The organism is Acidobacteriota bacterium (assembly GCA_034211275.1).
Taxonomy (GTDB): Bacteria; Acidobacteriota; Thermoanaerobaculia; order Multivoradales; family JAHZIX01; genus JAGQSE01.
Window position 1 is genome coordinate 1 of the sequence record JAXHTF010000002.1, and the last position, 22,706, is coordinate 22,706.

Sequence of the window (22,706 nt, forward strand, 5' to 3'; positions counted from 1 at the left end):
ACGGACTTCGGGGCCTATCGGTGGAAGCAGCGGGAGCCGTTTGAGAATTTGTTGTTGGGGGAGTGATGACGGTGCGGGTCGCCGAGGGCCCCAAGGGCTGCTGCTAGTCGTTTGCAGGTCTCGGGCGGGTTTGGGAGGGGCGAGTTTGGAAGGTGAGTCTCTCCAGCGACCAGGTCGTCGGCAGGTCGACGGACACGGTGCCTCGCGAAGAGGATCCTGTTTGAGAGAGGAGTTCTTCGAGGGGTGTCTGGCCGCGGGGGCCGTGAGAGCGGACTCCCCGAAACTGAACAACCCACGGATTTGGGATGGGTTCCTCGGTGCTCAGCAAGAAGTATGTGTCAGAGCCAAAGGGCTCTCCAACGCCAAAGATCTCCCGTGGGCCGACTTCGATGACGCGGGGCCAGTCTGCGTGAGGGTTCGGGAGCACGGGGAAACGATTCTCGACACTTCCCTGCGAGGCCCTGGGATAGAGCAACCGACTATTGCCCGCGCTGTCGATGGTGAAGAAGTAGATATAGCGAGGACTCTTCACTGCTTGGAGGGCCTTCGGATGGGCTTCTAGCACCAGGCCGAACCTCTGGTGGTGGAAGAGCGTGCCGGACCGCATCAACTCTCCGGATTGAGCCCGGAGGGCGAATCGGTAGGGGAACTCTCCGCCCCAGGGCGACGAGATGGTCAACCAAGCGCGAATCTTCGCCAAGCGCAGCGCCTGGCTGGTCAACTGACCTCCACAGTTCCTAAGGGATGGGTCGCACCACTTCGTTTGTGACGGCAGCTGCTCGCCTGCCGGGGCAAGGCTGCTGAGACCGGGCCGGACCCAAGCGAACCGAACCCGATTGCCGTCGAGCTTCCCGACGAGCTGATAGTGAGCTCGTTCAGGATCCCCAACGCGCTCCACCGCATCGTGCAAACTTTCCTCTCCTAGCTCGAGAGCATTCCCAAGCTCCTCTGTCGGCGGAAGGTGCATGAAAAGAGACGGCTCTTCGGAAATCTCCAAGACTTGGGCGAGGATGCTCGCAGCTGAAGGCTCTGGGCCCAACGCTTGCGCATCGCGATTCTGGCCGGCCAGCCACCATGCTCCACGGTGCCAATACAGCAGGTGTGTTGGCGTACTTTGCGATGGGTCTGCGACCCAAGAGACCCTCATTTCCTCGCAGAGGTCTCGGAGCTGGCTCGCCAGGTTGGGCAGCTGAGACTTCCAGGGAGAGGAGTCAGGGATCCAAACCTTGAGAGCGGGCTCGTTGGACGAAGTCCACCCTGAGACCCTTGCAAGGTCCCCCGGCCCAATCTCGTGCTGGGCTCTGTGCACCGAGCTGGGGCCGATGAGTCTCGCTTCGGAGCTAGAGGGACTCAGGATGCGAGTGATGCGAAGCTTGGGTGCTATCTCTTCCGGAGCGTCCCCCAAGAGCGTGAGCTCCACCCCCTTCTCAAGCCCGTGGATCCAGCCTCCTTGAACGAGGAACGCTCCATTCCCAAGGTCGCGCTGAATGGCAACCAATCCCGTCTTCGCCGGCGCGTCGCCGCGTCCCAGGATCGGCTCACCGAGGCGACTTGCCTGCCCCGCGAGCACGGGCTGTTGATGGAGCACATGAGCTTGCAGCAGGGCGCGGGCGCGCAAGAAGGTCGCCTCGGCGCTTTCTCCCGGCAGTGCACGACCGAGGGCTGCCAGCAGCGCAGACGAGAAGACGCCCCGGATTTGGTTCGTTTCGTCTGGCGCCTCGATGGCGAACTCAAAATCTTGGGCAGCCGCCAGCACCAACGCGCCGTGTTCTTCCGGCCTGCCACCGGTCGGGGCGGAGTCCTCCACCGCCTGTCGGGATGGCGGCAGGAAGCGGGCCGTGGCTTTGGGCGGGAGGCTTCGGACTCCGGACCCGCTGTGACAGCTATCGAGGATGATGGTGAACCGCGCGTGGCGGCCTAGGATCTGATTGAAGAGGCGGGCCAGCTCTTTGTCGCGCAGGTCATCCGCCCCCAGGTTCGAATCTGCCGGGACCAAACTCTCATCGAGCCCGTCCGCTTCCTGGGAAGCGGGGTTGGGCACCTGAGAGCCATGGCCGGCATAAAAGAAGATCACCTCGTCACCCCGATCTGCAGGTGCCAGAAGATGGTTCTTGATGCCGTCGAGAATGGCTTCGCGGGTGGCTGCTCGGTCCAAGAGCATCATGATCCCTTTGGCTGAGAAGCCATATTCGCTCAGGAGAAGCTCGCGCATCGCGACAGCGTCATGGACGGCACCGTTGAGGTCTCGCCATCGGGCGCCTTCGTTCGGGAATTGGGGCCCTCCGGAGGTGTAGTCGTCGATGCCAATCAGCAGTGCACGCCGAGAGGGAGCGTGATTCGGAGCCTGTTGCGAGGATTGGTCTGGGATCACCTCGATGCCCGGATGGCTCTTGGCGCCCTGATCGCTTGCTTCGAGGAGATGTTGACTCGTGCCTTCACCACCAGCGCCGATGGCTAGCGCCGCAACAGACATCGCCAGCACTCCGAGATACTTTTTCGGCCATTCTAGGGAGTTGCGCAATGAGGGCATGGGTCACAGTCTTCCAGTCGAAATTGGTTGCAACGAGGGCACGGAAGCAGCCGGCCCCGAGGCCGAGCGACGAGGTAGACGAGGAGGCCGACCCCGCTCGTCAGGAGCACCAGAGCCATCCATAGCGAGGCGTTGTCGACTCCTCGTGCCTTGGTGTCCTTTGCCATCCAAACGAGCAGTGCGATGTTGAGCCCGAGGATCACCGTGGAAATGAGGACCAAGCCGGCAGCAAGAATTGCGCAGGCGGGCCCCCGCGCTATCGGCTCGGCCGACGCGGAGAAGAGTTGCAGGGAGAGCAGGCTCGTTACGGTCGGAGAAACCCTGGCGGTGAGCAGGCAACGACGATGGGTGTCCATGGGAGGGGCCGATCAACGGGTGAGGACGAAGCCGCCGGCTGCGAGGACTGCCTCGGCCAAAGAGTCTTCGTCCCGAATCCTTAGGAGCTCTGCTCGCTGCACCTCAGCGAAGGCCTCTTCCACATCCTTGGTCTCGAAGAGTCTTGGGTAGAAGAGCTCCATGAATCGATGAGCGTCCTCGTCTCCGATCTTCCAAAGAGAGAAGAGGAGATGCCGGGAGCCGGCGAGCCGGAACCCATGGCGAAGCCCCAACACGCTCTCTCCCCTCGCTGCCTCTCCAAGGCCGGTCTCACAGGCAGAGAGTGTGGTCAGCCAAGTCTTCCCGAGGTCGAGCCCGGCAGCCTCCTCGGCCGTCAACAGGCCATCGTTCTCCGCCGCGGGCGGCCGGCCTTCCCGCCATGCCTCCAAAGATTCCGGAGCGTTCGCGAGGGCGACATAGCTACGGAGCATCGGAAGGCGCCGGACGGCTTCGGATAGGCCCTTAAGGGCAGAGTTGCGGAGGAAGTGGCCGTGGCCGGAGAAGTGAAGGATGCCCGGTGACGGCTCTTCGAAGAGAGCTCGCTCGCTCGCCTGATCCCCGGTGAGGATTCTGGGTGCCCAGCCGTGGCGACACGCTACCCCGGCTAGATCTTGAACCTCTCGTTCCGGCAGAGTGAGGAGGTCGTCATTCCTGCCAACGGCCAGCACAGTTTTGGGAGTTGCGCGGGCTACATCTCGAACCAGGTCGCGCCCCGAGGTCACCTGGAAGAGATCTAGATCTTCGGCGACAAACCGCCCTTCCTCGTTGGGGAGAGCAGCCCAAGGGACAAAGTGCAGGGCGCCATCAGGGCTCAAGAAGAGGGTTCGAGTGTCCGGAGGAAGCGCTCTGGCCAATGGGTGCCACAACCGACGATGGAGCTCGCCGAGGAATGATCGAAAGCCCGAGGAGCCTCCGCAGTCGAGGGGGTCCGATCCTCGGCCCTGTTTTCCCAGACAGGCGGCTAGCTGGTCCACCGCCGCCTCGATTTCAGCAGCAGAGCCGAGCGGTACCCACCGAGGCTCTCCCTGCTGGGGAATGAGCACGGCCCCATAGTGCGAAAGCAGTCTAGCCCCATCGCCGACTCGCTCGAAGCGAATGATGTCGATGAAGGCCTCGTCCTGCTCGAGCCGCATTTGCAGCCGATCGAGGTCTACGGTGGGGGTTCGCGAGGCGCTCAGCCGGCCCAAGGATCGGGCAAGCGCTGATTCTTCCTGCTTCAGCTCCCGGATGAGCTCCTCGCGCCGAGCGCGGTCGGTGCCACCGGTTGAGCTTTCCACCAGCGATGCCATGATCTGGCGCTTGAGCGAACGAATGTGCTCGAATCGCCTTTTGTGCTCCGGCACCCTCGAGAGGCGTGCCAGCGCTCGTTCTTGGAGCAGCGACTCCGTGACGGCCCCTTTGACCGACAGCACAGCCTCCGCCAGAAGACGCGGCTCTTCCAGGGTGGCCAGCAGGTCGTACAGGAAGCCCTGCCGGCGATAGGCAAGGCGTTCCGCTTCGGTCCCGAAACGGAGGACCTGCTCGAGGGACCGCTGCTCGAGATCCAAGGCCTCGACGGCTAGATCCTTCGCCGCGTTTGTTTCGCCTCTCTGCCAGGCAACCACCGCCAGCCCCTTGAGAACCCCTGCGTTGAATGGATGGACGGGAGAGCCATTCCTGCTCCACAGTCGCTGTGCTCGCTCCAGAAGAGCCTGTGCTTGGTTGAGATCTTGGTGAGATATCGCGACCGTGGCTAGGTTGGCCAGCGGGGCGACAAGGTCGTCAGGTGTTGTATCGGGGCTGGCTTCGAGAATGTCGAGGGATCTCTCGAGGCGCTCGCTCGCCTGGCCGAGCTTTCCTCGCTTGATCGAAACCACGGCGAGATTGCTCAGAACCTTCGCCTCCATGGGACTGTCCTTTCCTACAAGCTGTAGCGCCTCCTCGAGCGCTCTCTCGGCGCCTTCATAGAGCTCGAGCCCGCGAAGCGCCTCCCCAAGGTTGTTGAGCAGCGCGAGGCGGAGCCTAGGGTTGAGCCGAGGCCTGCTCTCAAGCAGGCTCTCGCAGATGACCCGGGCGCGCTCGAAGTCGCCCATCACGAGGCGCAGAACTGCCAGGTTCTGTTGGATGGTTCGGTATTTCTCCGTCTGCTGTTGCTGAAGGGTTTCGAGAAGGTTCAGAGCCTCCTCGAAGGAGCGATCAGCGAGGTCCCAGTTCGCCAAACTCGTCGAGACGGATGCCAGGTTCTGTAGAGCGACGACTCGTTCGGACGGGTGCTGGTCAGTGTCCAATAGATCGAGAGACCGCTGAAAAAGCAGGTTTGCTTCACTGACCTCTCCGCACTGAAAATGAACCATGCCCATGTTGTTGTACAGCCATGCGAGGTCTTCTGACTTGTCGGGATAGTTGACCAGGATCCGGACCGCTTCGTCGAATCGAGCCTGAGCGCGGTCGAAGTCGCCGAGTGCACCATAGAGCTGTGCCAGATAGCCGACCAGGCGCCCGACCCCGGCACTACCCGCTCCGTCGACAGCTCGGGCAGCCTTGGCCAGGCCCTCCAGGGGTGGAATGGCTGCCGCTACGGACTCCTTGGGGACGGGTGGGAGCCCAGGGGGTTGGATCCACCCACCCGCGGCTTGAGTTTCAGATGGGGTCAAGGGGCCAGCGCCGCTGACAGGTTCCAGGGGTTCGCGAGTCCAGCTCTCTGCCGCCAGCGGAGCGACTGTCGCCAGAATTCCGCAGGGGAGTAGGCAGCTCAAGACCAGGCTCTTGAGGACGCAACGAAATCGAAGGCTTTGATTCATGGGAATCCTCCTCTTTCTTTGAATAGAGCCGATGGAAGATTTATTGTTGGAGAGTCTGTCGCACCGATAGAAAGGTTCTGTTTCAGGCCCACAAGGGGCTTCATCGGACCCTCTGAGGCCGAGCACGCCGTTCTGATCCCGGGTACCTGGGAGAGCTCTCCTGGGTCACCGGCTGCTAGGGAGCCTGCCCAGCCTCGGGCCGGCCGCATCGGGGCCTTCGCACCCTTCTCGTCGCATTCTGTGTCGATAGAGGAATGCGCCAGTTGCCAGGTCTCTTTCGTGCAGCGGGTAGCCATCCTTCAGCGAACAACTCGCTACGGGCCGGCTGGCTGTTTCTCGGCTGCTTGGTCCTGACCGGCCTCGGCACCGGGAACTCCGACCAGGCCGAGGCCGTAGTGGCCTCTGGTGGGGTGGTGGAGCGGCTCCAGGAGGTTCACCGCCAACGTCGGGATGTGCGCTATGCCTTCGGTGGCTGCGACGACCTCAGGATGGACTGCTCGTGCTTCGTGCAGACCGCCTTCGAGGACGCCTTTGGCCGTCGCTTGCCGCGCACAACCCTCAGCCAAACGAGATTCTTCGAGAGCGAGTTGCTGCCCAGGCTCACCGACATTCGTCGGCTGGCGCCGGCAACCCTTTGCCCCGGCGATTTGATCTACACCTTCCGCGGTGACCGTTGGGAGACCGCACCGCGCCATGTGGCGATCTATTACCAGGATGGGCGCATTCTCCATTCAGCTTCGGGTCTCGGGGTGGGGGTCCAGTCGCTCGATGTCCTTTCCCACCACAAGCTCCATGGTGTCGTGCGCCTCTTCGAATGCAGGGACCCTGGACCCAACTCCGGGTCGAAACAACCCGAGCCCCCATCTCCTACCCGTGGCCCTCTTCCAGGGCCAAACAACGCCCTCGCCGAGGCTGAGAGTCAGAAGGCGGTGCGCCAACTCGTCGACGACCTCTTTCAGGCTTGGTTTCGACGTGACCGGCGGACCTTTGCCTCCCTCTGGGGCGAGGGGGCCCTGCAATGGCGCCAAGGCTCTGCTGGGGACGAATCGTCCGTGCTCTCCGACTGGCGCAAGACGTTTGATGAATTGGCGGGCCGGCGCTGGAGGTACGGGATTCGCGAGCTGCAGACCCGCGGCGATACCGCCTTTGTCGAAGTCGGCACCGAGTACCCCTGCTTAGCCCCCGAGCAAGGGATCTGCAGCAGCCAGATCCAGACCTTTGTCTGGAGACTCGGCGCGGACGGTGGCTGGCGCATCGTTCAGCATGAGCTGGGCTCAGCGCAATGAGGTGGCGAAGCCGGACTGCTCGCGGTTTCACAACCTTTTGCCGCCGAACCGTGTCTTTCGAACCCAGAACGGCTCGCAACGCGGCTCGACTTTCACCATGGGTTGGCAAGGAGATTCTATGTGCAGGACTTCGGTATGGATGGGATGGATCGTCGCGATGCTCATCGGAGCAGGCTCCAGTGAAGCGCAGATCTTTCCCAAGCAGATGACCTTCAGGGTAAAGGGTGGCTTTGCGCAAGGCTCCTTCGATCTCAGCTTCAGCGAGAGCCTGTCAAAAGGGCCGCCCAAATATTCAATCCTGCTCCGCAATTTTGGCGGCCTCGGCATGACTTCGAGCCAGGAGCTCTGGAGCTACGTCTTCCAAGAGGACCTTTCCCTCTATGGTCACTTGGTCCAAGAGAGAGGCGGCCCGAAGATCCGAGAAGTCTTTCTCAACGATAACTGCAAGAGCGCCATGGGGCAGGTGAGGACCACCTGTTTTCTTTATAAAGAATACACAAGTGGTGATAGCACCCAGGCCGAGCTCTTTGCCAAGGAGCCGGCCATCGACTTGATTTCGTCTCTCCTGGTGGCGACTCGTGAGGCATCCAAAGGCTCGAACGAGACGAAAGATTACGTCTTTGTTTTTGAGGACAGCGCCAAGAAGGTAAGCCTGGTTCCTGTGGGGGAGAAGTCTTTGAGCTTGCCGCAAGCCGGAGAAGTCAGCGCCGCGATCTGGTCCTTGAGACCCCGTGGCGAAACCTTCGAACTCTACCGGTTCTATATCGCACGGGATCGCCAGGGACGCTTCTTCCCCGCCAAGGTGGAGTTCGAAGAACCGAGTCGCGGCCTGATCGAATTAACGGCCGAGAGCTGGACTTGGTGATGTTGTTGGTTGGTGGCAGAAGTCCAGCTGCGCGACGTGTCCTTCGTTCTCGCCGGTCCCTAGAACCGCGCACTTATCGAATCTTCAGGATGGGAAGACCATGAGAAAAATCACCCCGATCATTTTGGCGCAACTCCTTCTGCTGACTCTTCTTATTGCGCCCCAGGCCTCTACCCAGGGGAGCTGCGAGCTGGATCAAGGTCTGCGGGACTTGGTTGGTGACACGTTCAAGGGCTGGGAGGACGGGAGGCCTGCAGGCCAAAGCAAGGTTTATGTAAGTCACCTTTCTTTCATGGACGGCGTGACCAAGACACTGCTGCTTTCCGAGGAAGCGGCCTTGATCGACGAAGCGGTCAAGGACGGGATGCGGCAGGCCGCCAGCACCAATCCGAATATCGTTGTCAATGAGCCCGGCCATACGGTCCCGAATACGGACGCAAGCGTCGGCAAACTCGCGGAGATCTCCTTCAACGCCGACTTCACCCCAGAGCAGAAGTATCGCGAGGCTGTGAGCACCTTGCTCGAGCCCAACGGGGTCGACGTGTTGATCTCGGGAATGATCGTTGACACGGGGACAGTGATCCAGGTCAAGCCCATGGGAGTTTCCAAGCCCGATGAGGTCATCAAGACCAAGGACCGAAGTTTCTCTGTCCGGGAAGAGCTGTTTGAAAAAGTGAATAGAACGCTGACCTTGACACCCAAAGGCCACGAGGAGATCGCCAAGGCGGTGAAAGATCTCCTGGAGAACCTTTGATCCCTTGGCCCTTGGAAACTTGGCTACCTGCAATCAGGAGAGCGGCTCTTGAGTCATGAACGGATGCTCGCCCGTGCCTTTGCTGCTGGAGGAGGCGCTGGACGCTTGCACTCGAGCTTTGTGGTGAGTATTGCCAGCGTGCTTCTCGGCGTAGCGTTTCTGGTTCTCACCCTCGGTGTCTACGACAGCTACGTCGACAAGCTGGAGACCATTGCCTTCGCTCTCTACCCTCATGTGCTGCTCGTCGACGGGCAGACGCTGGAGAGGGCGTCGAGCGCTCCGGAAGAATCCGACAGAGAACTTTGTGAGCGGTTCTGCAATGGCGAGGTTGTTCTCGGTGCTGAGCGTTGGGAACACCGGTCGGCCGGGGTCGGAGTGACCGCCGATCGCTTCGCCGAGCTCCAGCGGGCCCTGAAGGCTGCGGACCCGGTGGATTCCGAGGTCGCCGCCGTGGTGGCGCCGGTGATTCTGGAAGAAAGAGAGCTCACGTTTGTTCTGGGTAGCCGATCCGCATCCGTCGAGGCGTCGCTCGGGAAGCCTGGGGAAGGTGCCAGCCTCGGCGAGCCGCGGCTGGTTCGGGTGCTCGGCGTCGACCCCGAGGCCTCTCGCCTGGTGCCACGGGTGGACCTGGTGCTCGATGCGCAGCAGGTCGACCAGCTGAAGCAAGAGCCAGGAACGGTGTTTCTCGCTTCGACCCTCTGGCGAGACATCCTTGGGTCGGAAGCGGCGTCGGACTGGCTGCGTCTGGCGCGCCCCGGAGACTTGCCGCTCGCGCTGCATCTGGGAGGCCAGTTTGAGCTCGGCTTCCACGCCGTGGCACACAACCTGCTGATCACCTCGCTCGACACTGCGCGATCCATTCTCTCGCTAGGCGATGAAGCTAGCTATCTGGGGGTCGTTCTCAAGGACCCATACCAATCGCGAGACTATGTCGACGCGACCAAGGCGATGTTCCATGGTGCCGGCTTTCGAGCGATCGATTGGACCGAGGTAGCTGGCGGTGACTTCGAGAGCATCCGGCTGTTTCGCTGGATTCTCTTTCTCGTCCTCGGTCTATCGTTCCTGACCATCGCCCTGGGTATTCGCAACACCATTGCCATCCTCATCGTCGAGCGAAGACGCCATATCGGTATTCTCCGTGCCCTCGGGGTCAAGGACCGATCACTGCGGCTTATCTTTCTGGTCATCGCCTGCGCCATGGGGCTAGCGGGCGCCGTGCCCGGTGCACTCATCGGCTCGTGGATGGGAATTGCCTTCGGCCACTGGCTGGACCAAGAGCTGGCTGGAGTGCTGCCTCTACGGGGAGTCGAGGTGGTTTGGCAGCCGGTGGCTCTTGCTCAGGTTCTGTCGCTGGTGCTTTTGGTTTGCGCTCTGACATCGGCGGCAGCGGTCCGGCGAGCTCTCGACCTGGATCCTGCGACCTGCCTGAGGGAGGAGTGAGGGATGCTCGCAAGGTTTCTCGGTCCGGCCCTCGTACCCCGCCGCTACTCCCGATATCTGATCCTGGGCTGCTGTCTCGGGGTCGCGGCCATCCTGGTCGTGCTCTCTCTGTTCGCGAATTACCTGCGGGCGGTGGAAACCCAGCTTCTCGGTGTTCACCCTCATCTCTCGATTCGCCCTGTGCCGGAGGGGCGGATGCTGGAAAGCGGAGAGTTGGAGAGGATCGAGAGGGCCTTGGTCGGTCTGGACGGAGTTGTCGTAGCGCGCCCAGCCATCGATCGCATCTACCGCCTTCAGCTAGCCTCCGTCCAATCCCGCCCTGTCGTCTGTCAAGGATGGGCTCCAACGAGCTCCTGTTTCGAGCCATCGGCTGCAGTAGATTCGCGAACCCTTCGCGGTGTCACCGGCTTCACCGTCGAGCGCATCAAGACCGCCCAGGTGCGGTTGCGAGGCCTCGATCTGGGCGAGTTGTCGGCGAGGGCTCATCCTGCGGGACCGTTGACCCTCGAGCTCGAAAGGGTGCTCGACGTCCGCTCATCGGGTCTTGGTCTTGGGCGATTGGCCCTAGGACCCGCAGAGGGCATGCCGATGGCAGGCTACTTCGAGCGCGGTCTCTTCCTCGGGGCGGCTCCCCTCGACGACTTCCTTCTCTGGTCGCCCTCTGTGGGTAGGCCCGGCGCGGTGGAAAGGACCCCTTCTCGCGAGCCACATCATCTCCGGCTGCTCAGCACCCTTCATCTCGGGCTGCGCCAAGATGCCCATCCGTTGGTGGTCACCTCCCGCGAGAACGCGGCCCGGATCCTCGGGTTCGACACCTCTTCTACCTCTGCGGCCAACACGTTCGAGGTCCGCCTCGAAGAGCCCAATCAGGCGTCCGCCGCGGCCGAAGAACTTTCCCGGCGACTCGGCAAGGCCGGCTTCTCCCTGACGGCTTCCGGAAGAGCTAGGTCGGAAACCATTGGGCTCGAGGTGCGGCCTTGGTTCGATCAAGACCAAGGAGCTCTCCGGCTCCTGGGCGTCCTCCGCTGGGTCATTCTCGTGGTCACGTCGAGCGTCATCGCGGTCGCTGCTTTGGGACTGATGTCCACTCTTTCGTTGGTCGTCCTCGAGGGGCGGCGGAAGATCGCAATGCTGCGGGCGGTGGGTTTGCGGGACCGCCACCTCTATGGGGCATTGGCCTATCAGTGCTCCTGGATCGCTCTAGCAGGCCTGGCCAGCGGCCTGGCCCTCGGCGCGGCTGCAAGCTGGGGACTCCTCCAGATTCCCGGATTCGCCGTGGGTCTCTCAAAGATGGGCGTGTCCGACCCCAAAGTCATGCTACGGATCGAGGACCTTGTGGCTGTCGCGCTGGCTACCTGGGCGCTCTTCCTGGTGGTGGCCTGGTGGCCGGCTCGGGAGGCTTGCCGCATCGATCCCGTCCGCGGGCTCAGAGGATGAAACCGTTGCACAGGAGGCGCTATGGCCTTTCTTGAAGTGAGTGGATTGTGTCGCACCTATCGCACCCTTGATGGTGCGGAGGTGAAGACCGAGCAAACCGTCTTCCGAGACTTTTCCCTCGAGGTCGAAGAGGGGGAGATGATCGCCATCATCGGTCCATCGGGCTGTGGTAAGAGCACTCTGCTCAATCTCATCGGAGGTCTCGATTCCGTTGCCGCCAGAGAGGTCGCTGAGGTCCGGAAGGGTCGGGACTTCGAAGAGGTCGCTCTGCTGGAGGGGGCGGGATCGATCCGCATCGGAGGCTTCGAGATGTCGTCGGAGAGCAGCGCCAACAAGGCCGATTTCATGAATCGCCAAATCGGCTTCGTATTCCAATTTCACCACCTGATTCCCGAGCTCTCCGCTCTCGATAACGTCGCTCTACCTCGGCTGATCCGGGGTAAATCTCGTGCAGCATCACGAGACGCTGCCCGGAAGCTGCTCGAGCGAGTGAACTTGGCCGGGCACGGAGACAAGAAGCCGGCGGTCCTCTCGGGGGGCGAGAAGCAACGCGTTGCCATCGCCCGCGCGCTGATCAATCAACCCTCGCTGATCCTCGCTGACGAGCCCACCGGCAGCTTGGATCCGGATCTCAAGAGCGAGATCTTTGGGCTGCTCCGAGAACTCAACGGAAAGAAAATTACGCTTCTGCTGGTCACTCACGACCGCAACCTCCTCAAGGATGACCGGGGTCGCCTAAGGGTTGATCGTGTGGTGGAGCTTCAGGAGGCCAAGCGAGTTGCCGTCACGCTCAACTCTTCAGAAAGGCAAGGAGGCGGCGATGACTCCTGAGTTCGGGGCGCTTCGTTCCCAACTCTATGGCCTCGAGTGGCCGGCAGGTTGGGTGAGCACGGTCATCGGGTTGCTGGTCGTCGCGACATTTCCTTGCTTAGGTGGGCCTGCTGAAGCGCAGACAGCGCACCTGAAAAACTTCCAACATCTGGTCTGTAACTATTCCCTCAATACAGGCGAGCTGACAGTGGCCCTACTCTCGACCAGCGCCAAGACCGACCCTGCCCAGGAGCCAGGATTGGCATCGTCCATCGAGGTCCAGCTCGAGTTGGACGGAGAGCCTTTACCGATCATCGAAGCCAAGCATTTGAAAACTGCCGTGCTGGGTACCTTTCGGGCCGAGGCGGACCGCAAATACAGACTCTTTCGCTTCAACCTGGTCATCGATGAGAGTACCTCCATCGAGACGCCAGAGTTGATCGAAGCCCGCCGGATCATCGATAAATTCCTGCGACGCATTCCGGTGGTTTACGAAGCTCAGATCATCCGCTTCTCGACCTCGGTGCAGCCACCCAGCGCCTTTACCAACGATGTGGATGCTTTGCGCCAGGCGCTCGGTCAGGGCAATGACCGGCTGATCGGCGGGACCGATTTCTACAATGCAATGGAGCGCGCCTTGCGGGAGCTCACCTCCGCAAATCGGGGAGAGACTTTGCCCCTGCAGTTCACCATCGCCTTCACCGACGGCGCCGACACTTCGGGGCGCGAGTTCGAGCCGTTCAAGCGCTCCCTGCAGCAAATGGTCGATCATGAGCAAATTTTCCTCTTCATTGCAGGGATTGGCGGAGAGGGAGAGATCCAGCACGACCAATTGCGCCAGCTGCCGGGATCGAGGGGTATTTACTATGAGCTATCGAAGGTGCCCGAGGTGGATCAGGTCTTCGACGCCATCGCACAGATGCTCGACAAGACCTACGTTTTGAGAATTCCCACCGTGTCTTCTCATAAAGGCGCGAACAAACTCTACATTGTGCGGAAAAAGGCTACCGGGGGTGGCCGCGAGACCATCCAGGACATCCACCTTCCTCCTCGCTGTGTGCCGCCGTGAAGGGTGCCTCGGTTTTCAGTAGGGGCGAGTCTCTGCGACCGGATCATTTGTTTCAAGGGCAGAAGCCAAGGAGTACCGCCATGGACGATCTCATTCGCTGGTCCCACCTGTCTCTACTAATGCTCCTGACATCAAGCCTTTGTCTGGTGAATGGGGTTTTGGCTCAGGGGCAAGTCGTCAAACCCAAGCCCAGTGAAAAAGGTCCACCCCATGCGCTCCAACCAAAAGAAAAAGCCGTGGCGGTAGAGGGTAGCGAAGCGCAAGAAGCTGGCTCGGTTCGGCTCGGCATCCTTCCCTTCTTCAGCACCACCAGCCGGTTCGATGAGGCGGCGGTCGCCGTCTTCGACGAATGGTTCAAGGCTGCGGTCTCGACGCTTTCAAAAGAAGCGAGCTTCAGTGCGGTCGAATCTCGTTGGATCCCCACCGACGCGGTCGACAAAAACGTCTTCCAAAGCCTGCCGAGCAGTCGAATTCGTGGTGTTGCAGGTCTCTTGAATCCTCTGACGGCTCAGGGTCTCGACGGAATCATCGGATGCTGGATCGAAAGCAAGCAGGGAAGCGATCAACTGGTGCTCGTTTTCTACTTGCCAGAGAGGATCGAGCTGGAAGGTTATAAGGTCTCCGCCAACTTCGAACGCGCCACTTTGGAGGCCGTCGCCGACGTCGGCTATGTCGCCGAGGAAACTCAGAAAGTCATGGCGGATCTCTTGCGAAAGAGCCTCCGGCGCATGACTCCACCGGCGGCGGCGGAGCCTCCCGCAACCCCGCCGACCGTTCCCCCGGTCGCAGGAGAAAATCCCTCCGGCGAGATGGAAGAGGCTCCGAGTCGTGATCCGGCGGAAGAGGAGCCCGATGCTCCAAAGACCTTCGCCGTGCTCGACTTCTCGCGGGAATTTCTTGTCGAGAAGCGGGTCATTGCGAAGGAATATTCTGAAGAGCTCCTAGCCTTCTCGTTCGGAAAGAGCACCGCATCGATCTTGAACGCCTTGGGTGCGCGCCGAGTTCGTCATGAGCGGGATCCGGAGCCCGTTACGGTCGATCAGATCGATGCACCGCCCTTGGCTCTGGACCCTACGTCCGACCCTCACGCTCGGGAGAAAGCACTCTTCGCTCGGGCGGGCCCCGCGGTGGATCTCTTGGTCCTGGGTCACCTTCGCCAGGAGCGCACGAGCCAGGGCATGAGCCTTTGGCTCTATGTTCGGCTTTTGAGGAGATCGGACTTCCGATACTTCATGGCAGAGCCAAGAGAATGGCAACCAGGAAATCAAGACCGGCCGTGGGACGCCGCGACCATCCGGGGCGCTCTTCAGAGTTCCGTTTCCGAAGTTCTGAACAAGGCGGGGGTCGAGGTGACGGTGCCGAAGCCAAGAGAGATCATCCTGAGGCGCGGGCACACTTTGTTCAGGATTGCCAAGAGATGCTACGGGAAGGCGGATACAGCCTTCACCATGGAGGTCCTCACTCAGGAGAATCAACTCGATTCTCCCCACAAGCTCCTCGAGGGGAAGCCGTTCAAGCTACCGCTCAAGATCGGTCAACACAAGCTACAAGATCGAAAGATTTGTCGATAGCAGGCCCCGATTCTGCGAGGTAATCCTGCCCTCCTCTGGAATCTGTCCAAAGCCACTACTTCTTCGGTGATCACGCTCAGCACCTGCCGGCAGTATCGATGAAACCAATACTGCTTCATCTCGCCGAGGTCCCGGTTTACAGCTATGGCTTAGCCATGATTCTGGGAGCCTTTCTCGGCGGTGCCATGGCCTGGCGCATGCGCCCTCAGGGGCTTTTTGAGCTCTCCCAATACCTGAACCTCTGTCTGCTCACCACCTTGGGGGCCAGTGTGGGTGCTCGATGGTTGGGGGCGACAGCCTTCGGAGGCTCCTCGGGGGCCGGCCTTTCCTCTTTGGGTGTCCCTCTGTTGGTGGTTCCCGCGATCTTTATCTACTGCCGGTGGAGCGGTCTGGACTATCGGCGGGTCTTTGACTATCTGATGCCCTTTGCTGTTCTTGGCGCTGCTTTTCAGCGAACCTTCGGCTGCTTTCTCGCCGGCTGCTGCGGAGGCAAAGCGACCGGGCTTCCTTGGGGAGTGCGTTTTCCCGGCATGGCGGCGACCGTTCACCCGACCCAGCTCTACCTGGGCATCGGGCTCTTTCTGACCTTCTTTGTGTTCGTCGGTTGGGTCTCCGCCCGCCCCGGTCGCAAGGCCCTTACCGTCTTGGCGTGCTATGCCGTAGTTTGCCTTCTCGTCGCGCCGCTACGGATAGGGCTCGGAGAGCCTTTCTGGCTGGAGCTGACCCCTTACGCTTGGGTCCACGGCCTGATCGCTCTGTTAAGTCTCTTGGCAGCCACCTATCTATCCTGGAAGCCTCCAAAGCTCGGCGTTGCCCACGGCACAACGAAGAGGCTTTGATCCATGGGCCGGAAAGTCCTCAAGATTCCCTTCGCCTGGCTGGCGCCGGTCATCCTTCTTCTCTATTGTGTTGCGGAAGTCACCGCCGCCGATGAGATCGAGCTGCGCTGGAGCTCTGATGAACCCCGGTGGGCCCAGCCCGTGACCCTCGAGGTCACAGCGCGCAACCCGACTGGGTCGATGGTCCAGGGGGGCTTGACCATCTCGTTCTCCTCGCAGGTCCTGGTGCTCGACCAGAGCCCAGGCTCTCGAGTCTACCTGCCTGGATCGAAGCTCATGGAGGTCGGGCACAGTCGCACCATGAGATCCCGCGACGTCATGGTCGAGACCTGGTATCCCAACTGGGCCCCGGGCACCCGCGCCACAGTCTGGGTGACTTTCTTCCCCGTCCGTTCGGGGCTGTTGACGGTCAAGACGCGGGCCGCCTGGATCCGGTCGGTGACTCAGCGCCGTGTGACCAACTCGCCCCAAAATTCGGGCTGCGTAGATCAACAGGGCTATCCATCAATCTGCCGGCATGTCCGAGTCTATGAATCCCCGGCGACCCTCGAGGATCTGCGCGAAGCTCTGGGCGGTCGCCTGGCTTGGGACACCCAGACGTTTTCCCACCTTCAGACCCTCTTGCTCCAACCCACGGATGACCGAGCACTCGCCTACTTTGGCATTCAGCTCGATGCCACCACCCGCCACTATCTCGAGCGGTATGAGCCTCTCCTCCGGCGGAAGCTGCGCGATCCAAGAATCCGCGACCACCCCCAGTTGCTGCCCTATCTACTGCGCGTGATCCGCAACCCCCTCGATGGCGAGGCTCTGAGGTTTCTGGGGTTCGAAAGTGATCGCCCAGGGACGCCCGAGGACCTCCGGGAAGAGCACATCAACCAGGTCAAAAGCTATCTCTCGGATCAGCAGGGGGGCGTGAACCTGCTCAGCCTGATCGCCGCTGAAAAGGATGTGACCTTTGGTTCCGCCGGAGATCCCCGGGCCATTGTGCTCGAATATGGAGGTGGGCGTTACAGCTTCTGGCGAGGGCCTGACATTGTGGCCCGGATCATCGAGGCCCTGATGCAGATCAAGCCGCATTCGAAGTACATTGACCGCAAGGAAGAGGTCAGTGGCTCTAGCTACAGCGAGGTCCTTAGGAGCTTGCGCAAGCAGTAGGTTGTGTTTGCTCAGAAGCAGCTTTGCCCCAGAATCTTCTTGCACAAGCCTTGAGTTCCGCAAGGCCTCCGTCATCTAGCCAACCACTCCTCCCTACCCTGTATCATCGACCCTATTCCCCAAATGAGTGAAGGGTCGATCTAGCCGGGTTGGTGGTAGCGGTGAGCAACGAACCACGCAAACGAGAACCAGCGAAGCGAGGCAACCAGCCGAGGAAGCGGTGGACCGCTCATTTTGGCAGGGCCTTCACCTGGGTCTCCAACCTCACCGTTGCCTTCACGGCTCTGGGCACTCTCGCTAGCTTCAAGACCTGGGACCACTTCGCCGAATGGTTGGCCGAGCTGAGCCAGCGGCTGGGGGAGATCATCGAGCTCTTCGGCCGCGTGATCCACGCCCTGCTCGTCCCGTGGGTATTTCTGCGCAACCTGATCTTCCGCTTCGTCCCGTTGGACATTCCCGACCACTGGGAGGACCCTGTCCTCCTCGGCCTGTTCATCATCTGGTTTCCGCTGAATCTAGCGTTTCTCTTCTGGGCCGGGTTTTCGAAGCAAATCAGCGCCACGGGGGCAGACCATCTCGAACAAGCGGTCATCGCCTCGGCCATGGAGCCGGGTCGCACGGCTCAGGCGAATCGCATTCACAAGTTGGTCGAGCAGTTGGGCCTGCAGGCCATTGCTCAGGGACCCATCGCCGACTTGCTGCGCGCTCTGCGGGCGGACGAGTTCCCGGAAGATCTGCTGATGGAGCGGGCGAACCGGGCCTTGGCGGATGTGGTTGCCTGGCGCCGGCAGGTTGAGGAGAATTGGGTCGATACCCGGAAGAGCTGGAAGGCCGAGAGCCGCGGCCTGCTGATGCGAGCATTCCTCGCGGTCGTCCTGTTGCTCGCCCTGAGTCTCGACCAGGTGCTCAACGGCGGCGGTTTCGTGGCCTTCTCCATCCTCTGGCGCTCCGCCGTCGTCTTCGTGCTCTTCGGAGTCGGCGCGGCAGTCTTCGGTCTTCTCCTCCTCCCCCTTCTAGTCATCATCCTGCAACCCCTCAGCAAACTGATCGCCCGGCTTCCCGGAGTCGAAAGCTGGGCCCAGGAGCGTTTTCTGCCCTGGTACCTGCGTCAAATGCGCGGCCTGGTCACCGACCCGGAGCCCGACGAAGAGACAACCAGTCAGCAGCCAAGCAACGCGAACAATGAAGTGCCGGCGGTCCCCGAGGAGCCGCTCTTTACCGCCGGAACTTGCCGGCTGGCGGGAGCCGGTGGTGACGGTGTGGCCTACCTGAGATATTCGCAGGACATCCTTGGCCTGGCGCGCATCCAGCACGTGGAGCACGAGATGGATAGCGGCAAGTTCTTCGCAGTTCACGACGACGGCAACCGTCAGCTCCTAGCCCGATGGAACATCCACCCCGACCGCCGCTCCGAGCTGCACCAGATGAACGAGATTCAGCTACAGCTGGTCCTGGAGGAGCGGGTGTTGGATTCGAGCCGCGTGCCGCTGCGGCACTTTTGGATGGGGTAAAGAGGATTACGCTGCCGAGGGAAAGCTCTGCAGGCTCGTCGATGGTAATGAGGCCGGCTGTTGCGGGCTTTGCGTGTTGGTGGGCTTGATCAACGAGGGACACCAGAAGTCTTCACTAGCGATCGTCCTTGTTGGCCGTGCTAGCGCTTGCTAGCATAGGGGGTGGAGGGAGCACGAATGGCTAGCCTAAGTGTGCGAAAACTAGAAGATGAGGTTTACGAGAGACTTCGAGTCCGCGCAGCGGAACATGGGATCTCTATGGAGGAGGAAGCTCGCCGTATTCTGAGGCGTGCCGTGGCAGCCCCTGAGCGTCTGGGATCCTTGGCCGTCGAGTGCTTCGGTGCCGATCATGGCATTGATCTCGAACTGCCACCGCGAGCACCTCATGACCCACTAAGCCTCGACGATTGATTCTCCTCGATACAAATGTTGTCTCCGCGGTAATGAAGCTCGCGGCCAACCCTCGGGTCGTATCCTGGCTTGATCAGCAGCCTACAGACACTCTCTTTCTGTCTACCATCACGATCGCCGAGATCGAATTTGGCCTGCACAATCTTCCAGGAGGCCGTCGGCGCCGCAGCCTCGCGGAGCGTTTCGAGTTCTTCCTAGAGCGAGGTTTTGATCGCCGAGTTCTCCCCTTTGATCTTCCGGCCTCTCGCCTCTACGGCAAACTGATGGCACATCGGCGAAGCCTTGGTCGGCCTTTGTCAGTCCTCGATGGCCAAATCGCTGCAATTGCTCGTCAGCATCGGTTGGCTGTGGCAACCCGCAACGTGAGGGACTTCGAGGAGTGCGGGGTGGCAGTGGTTGATCCCTTCTCGGTTGATCCTGGGGGCGAGTAGTCGCCGACTTGGTTGCATGTCGGCCAGCCCGAAGCGAAGGGCCGATTCGCAGACACCACAGCACCTGCAGGTGACGATAAGCAGAGACTACTTGGTGGTCGTTTGACGCGTGACACTCGAATCACAAGCAATCCACGAGGAGCCCCGCCCATGTTCGACCTCCCCACCTTCCTCGCCTACCTCGACCGAGTCCACGCCCGCACGCGCCGGGTCGCTGTGCTCGTGCCCGAGAATGACCTGGAGTGGGCGCCGGCGCCGGGGCGGTTTAGTTTTGGGGATTTGTTGCGGCATCTGGCGGGGATCGAGCGGTGGATGTATGCGGAGACGGTGCATGGGCGGCCGAGCCGGTATGCGGGGCATGACCGGGCGCTGGCGGAGGGGTGGGAGGCGGTGCTGGCGTATTACGACCGGCTCCATGCCGAGTCGCGGGAGCTCTTCGCGGCGCTGGCGCCGGGGCGGCTAGAGGAGAAGTGCGTGACGCCGGCGGGGACGCCCATCACGGTGTGGAAATGGCTACGGGCGCACCTAGAGCACGAGGCCCATCACCGCGGGCAGCTCTATTTGATGCTGGGGATGCGTGGGGTCGAGGTGCCGCAGCTCTACGGGCTCACCGCGGAGGAAGTGGCGGCGCGGTCTGGCGCGGAAGGCGAGTCGTAGGAGCGGCCCTAGCAGCAGCTCCCAGAGCCGTCCCCACCCCCCGCATCCGCCGGGGCGCAATCGAAGAGCCCGTGATGGACGCTGCGGTCGCCGAGGACCTGGAAGTGGTCGCCGTACCAGGTCTCCTCGACCATGGCGGCGCTGTTGCCGCACACCAGCATGGGCTTGCCGGTGGTAAAGAGGTGATGGTCGTCGAGCTCGAAGGCGTGGGGGGCTTCGGGGATGGTGCCGCGGTAGATGGCCACCTGGCCGTAGTCTTCGCACAGGTCTTCCAAGCTGGCGAGCTTGAACACCCGGTAGGTGATGGACTCGAAGCGGATATTGCCCACGGCGCGGGCGATGCCCGGATCCTCGATCTCGATGGGGCTGCGACGGACCACCCGCAAGTCGAGGACGCCGAGGTCCCGCAGCAGCCGGCGGAAGTCCTCGACGTAGAGGGCGCCGCCCAGGCATTCGCCGTAGATCACCGGGTCGGCGGCGACCTCCGGCGGTACTCGGCGGTCGGTGAAGACGTCGGAGAAGTAGAGCTCGCCGCCGGGCTTGAGGACCCGCAGGATCTCGGAGAAGACCCGCCGCTTGTCCGGCGATAGGTTGATCACGCAGTTGGAGATCACCAGGTCCATGGAGTCGTCCTCGATGCCGGCGGCCGCCAGGTCCTCGATGTAGCCCTGGCGGAACTCGACGTTGGAGCGCTGGAAGCCGAAACGCCGCATCTGGGAATCCACGTGGCGGCGGGCCACCTCCAGCTGCTCGTCGGTCATGTCCAGCCCCAAGACGAAACCCTCTGGTCCCACCAGCTTGGACGCCAGGTAGGCGTCCCGGCCGGTGCCGCAGCCGAGGTCGAGCACGCGGCGGCCTTCGAGAGCCACCGGGATCGGCGAGCCGCAGCCATAGAAGCGGCTCAAGACTTCGTCGTCGATCTCTCCCAGGACTTCTTTCTGGTACCCGGGCAACGCGTCCGTGGTGCAGCAGGCGGTGGTCTTGAGGTCGCTGGTCTTGCTCAGCACCTTGCCGTAGTACTGCTTGACCTGCTCGAGGGTGACGTCGTCGGTGAGGGTCGGTTCCATGGCGTCCTTCGTCGGGGCGTGGATGGGCTGTGCCGGCGGTGGCGCCTCTTCGGGATGGAGCCCTTGAGGATGGGTGCACCGGCGCAGAAATCGAAACGCCGGCACCGCCCCCGGGGCCTCAGCCGCGGGAGGCGGGAGCCGGCTCAGACACTATAAGGATCTTCGCAGCCCGACGGAAGTCGGATTGGTTCTTGGCGTCGGAGGCCGCTTCAGGGCCAGAGCCAGCCGAAGGCGCCGGCGGTAAGCAGGGCGTAGACCAGACCGTCGACGGCGTCCTTGATCGTCCGCTTCCAGCCGCGCCCCATCCAGATGGAGTCGGCAAAGTGGGAGCAGGCGTAGGCCAAGAAGGCGATGGTACCGGAGACCCGGAATACTTCGAGATACGACGTCCCCGCCGGCAGCACTCGCCCGGTCAGATAAGCGACGAAGACCGAGACCACCAGCGAATAGATGAACCAAGAGACGAGCTGTTTGCCCATATTCGGCGGACCGGGTGGGCGCAGGGTCACGATGCCGCAGGGGCCTTCTTTGACCTTGGCGAGCCACTCCTCGCTCTTCCAATCCTCCGCCGTGGCGGCGTAAGGAACGGTGTACTCGCCCGGGGACGCGCCCTTGAGGCCGGCCCGTGCCGCCTCTTCGTCGGGGAGCTTGGCAAAGTCCGAGCGGTGGTGGGGTAGCACCATCCAGGCGAGGGCGCTGGCGATGAAGACCAGCACCGCCGAGAGCAGAATGGGCAGCCACAATGAGGTGATCAGAACCGGTTCCATAAACTCTCCTCCGGGTCTGGGCCCCCTCCGAGCAAAGCCCACGGGGGCGTGGGTTGAATTCGGATCGTTGTAGCGCAGTCTATCAACACTGCTAAGATGCTGGTGCGCGTTCGCGCCACCACCCTTCCCTACCCCTAGGAGCCTCACCATGCCCCATGTCGAACTCGATGATCCGTGTCCCTGTGGCAGCGGAGAGACGTTTCAGGACTGCTGCTTGAAAGCGCGGGAGGAAGGCGCCGAAGGAGCGGTGGCGGCGGCGGTGGACTGGCTCCTCAGCCACCATGAAGAAGCCTGCGACGAGACCCTCAACGAAGACTTCCTGGGTGGCCTGGAGGACGAGCACTATGAGCGCCTGGAGGAGCTGCCGGAGGAGCTCGCCGAGCTGATGACCGCCAATGCCTTCGAGTGGCTGCTGGCGGAGGGGGAGATCGAGATCGACGGCGAGCCCCGCCGGGCCATGGAGCTGGTGCTGGGCCCTGGAGGGCCGGAGCTGGAAGAGGCTCAGCGCGCCTATCTCGAAGCTCTCGGTCAGCGCGGCCTCGGGCTCTACGAGGTCGAGGAGGCGGTGCCGGGAGAAGGCCTGTGGCTGGAGGACGCCCTGGGCCGGGATCAGCCGAGCCGTATCTGGGTTGCCGAGCGCATGGCCTCGGCCTCCTTGGAACCGGGCAACATCCTCGCTACCCGCCTGCTCCCCGGCGACCCCTGGGAGAGCAGCGGCGCCCTCTATCCCTTCCCCGAGGAGCTCTACTCGCCCCTGATCCAAGAGCTCCAGGACCAGCTCGCCGGCGCCGAGACCCCCGAGCAGGAACGCGAGGCCATCGGCGTCATCCTGGTGGACAGCTGGCTGGAGTTGATCACCGCGGCGGAGTAGGGTCTCGTGGCCGAGAACGCCTTAAGAGCTTCTTAATCGGCCTTGCTCAGCGGGCCATCGGCCCGCCGTCTCGAACC

20 protein-coding genes are annotated in these 22,706 nt (G+C 62.0%); 17 read left to right on the top strand and 3 right to left on the bottom strand.

All coding sequences use genetic code 11. The features are described from left to right. Positions 1-1,450 precede the first annotated feature (1,450 nt). Positions 1,451-1,921 (top strand): hypothetical protein, encoded by a 471-nt coding sequence (locus SX243_00590; protein MDY7091446.1) that lies wholly within the window; start codon positions 1,451-1,453, stop codon positions 1,919-1,921. 411 nt (positions 1,922-2,332) lie between these two features. After that, positions 2,333-2,458 (top strand): hypothetical protein, encoded by a 126-nt coding sequence (locus SX243_00595; protein ID MDY7091447.1) that lies wholly within the window; start codon positions 2,333-2,335, stop codon positions 2,456-2,458. Positions 2,459-2,898: 440 nt separating this feature from the next. On the opposite strand, the gene SX243_00600 is transcribed toward SX243_00595, so the two are convergent. After that, a complete protein-coding gene (locus SX243_00600; protein ID MDY7091448.1) occupies positions 2,899-5,685 on the bottom strand; it encodes a CHAT domain-containing tetratricopeptide repeat protein in 2,787 nt (928 codons plus the stop codon). Between the two features lie 254 nt (positions 5,686-5,939). Between SX243_00600 and SX243_00605 the strand changes: the two genes are divergently transcribed. The 14 genes from SX243_00605 (at position 5,940) to SX243_00670 (ending at position 19,924) form a co-directional block, all read left to right on the top strand. Beyond that, a complete protein-coding gene (locus tag SX243_00605; GenBank protein ID MDY7091449.1) occupies positions 5,940-6,971 on the top strand; it encodes an NlpC/P60 family protein in 1,032 nt (343 codons plus the stop codon). Between the two features lie 139 nt (positions 6,972-7,110). Next, complete coding sequence (locus SX243_00610; GenBank protein ID MDY7091450.1) at positions 7,111-7,836, top strand: hypothetical protein; 726 nt, start codon at positions 7,111-7,113, stop codon at positions 7,834-7,836. A gap of 100 nt (positions 7,837-7,936) precedes the next feature. Then, complete coding sequence (locus tag SX243_00615; GenBank protein MDY7091451.1) at positions 7,937-8,590, top strand: hypothetical protein; 654 nt, start codon at positions 7,937-7,939, stop codon at positions 8,588-8,590. Positions 8,591-8,638: 48 nt separating this feature from the next. Continuing rightward, entirely contained in the window at positions 8,639-10,030 is a 1,392-nt protein-coding gene (locus tag SX243_00620; protein MDY7091452.1) for an FtsX-like permease family protein, read from the top strand. Between the two features lie 588 nt (positions 10,031-10,618). Next, complete coding sequence (locus SX243_00625) at positions 10,619-11,467, top strand: FtsX-like permease family protein (protein ID MDY7091453.1); 849 nt, start codon at positions 10,619-10,621, stop codon at positions 11,465-11,467. Between the two features lie 21 nt (positions 11,468-11,488). Beyond that, positions 11,489-12,298 (top strand): ABC transporter ATP-binding protein, encoded by an 810-nt coding sequence (locus SX243_00630; protein ID MDY7091454.1) that lies wholly within the window; start codon positions 11,489-11,491, stop codon positions 12,296-12,298. After that, entirely contained in the window at positions 12,288-13,346 is a 1,059-nt protein-coding gene (locus SX243_00635; GenBank protein ID MDY7091455.1) for a vWA domain-containing protein, read from the top strand. Before SX243_00630 ends, SX243_00635 begins: the two co-directional genes overlap by 11 nt. Before the next feature lie 80 nt (positions 13,347-13,426). Further along, positions 13,427-14,917, top strand: a complete 1,491-nt coding sequence (locus SX243_00640) for a hypothetical protein (protein ID MDY7091456.1) — start codon at positions 13,427-13,429, stop codon at positions 14,915-14,917. Between the two features lie 98 nt (positions 14,918-15,015). Continuing rightward, positions 15,016-15,756 carry a prolipoprotein diacylglyceryl transferase gene (locus SX243_00645; protein ID MDY7091457.1) on the top strand — a complete coding sequence of 247 codons (741 nt, stop codon included), beginning with the start codon at positions 15,016-15,018 and terminating at the stop codon, positions 15,754-15,756. A gap of 318 nt (positions 15,757-16,074) precedes the next feature. Beyond that, complete coding sequence (locus SX243_00650; GenBank protein ID MDY7091458.1) at positions 16,075-16,914, top strand: hypothetical protein; 840 nt, start codon at positions 16,075-16,077, stop codon at positions 16,912-16,914. A gap of 161 nt (positions 16,915-17,075) precedes the next feature. Next, positions 17,076-18,425, top strand: a complete 1,350-nt coding sequence (locus SX243_00655) for a hypothetical protein (GenBank protein ID MDY7091459.1) — start codon at positions 17,076-17,078, stop codon at positions 18,423-18,425. 177 nt (positions 18,426-18,602) lie between these two features. Next, positions 18,603-18,836 carry a hypothetical protein gene (locus SX243_00660; protein MDY7091460.1) on the top strand — a complete coding sequence of 78 codons (234 nt, stop codon included), beginning with the start codon at positions 18,603-18,605 and terminating at the stop codon, positions 18,834-18,836. Next, a complete protein-coding gene (locus SX243_00665; protein MDY7091461.1) occupies positions 18,833-19,267 on the top strand; it encodes a type II toxin-antitoxin system VapC family toxin in 435 nt (144 codons plus the stop codon). Before SX243_00660 ends, SX243_00665 begins: the two co-directional genes overlap by 4 nt. Positions 19,268-19,417: 150 nt before the next feature. Beyond that, the gene (locus tag SX243_00670) at positions 19,418-19,924 is read left to right on the top strand and encodes a DinB family protein (GenBank protein MDY7091462.1); all 507 of its coding nucleotides are present in this window, start codon (positions 19,418-19,420) and stop codon (positions 19,922-19,924) included. Between the two features lie 8 nt (positions 19,925-19,932). Here SX243_00670 and SX243_00675 read toward each other — a convergent pair whose 3' ends face one another. Then, the gene (locus SX243_00675; protein ID MDY7091463.1) at positions 19,933-20,991 is read right to left on the bottom strand and encodes a methyltransferase domain-containing protein; all 1,059 of its coding nucleotides are present in this window, start codon (positions 20,989-20,991) and stop codon (positions 19,933-19,935) included. A gap of 209 nt (positions 20,992-21,200) precedes the next feature. Beyond that, complete coding sequence (locus SX243_00680; protein MDY7091464.1) at positions 21,201-21,758, bottom strand: hypothetical protein; 558 nt, start codon at positions 21,756-21,758, stop codon at positions 21,201-21,203. 148 nt (positions 21,759-21,906) lie between these two features. Here SX243_00680 and SX243_00685 point away from each other — a divergent pair, with 148 nt between their 5' ends. Beyond that, positions 21,907-22,629, top strand: a complete 723-nt coding sequence (locus SX243_00685) for an SEC-C domain-containing protein (GenBank protein ID MDY7091465.1) — start codon at positions 21,907-21,909, stop codon at positions 22,627-22,629. Positions 22,630-22,706: the final 77 nt, after the last annotated feature.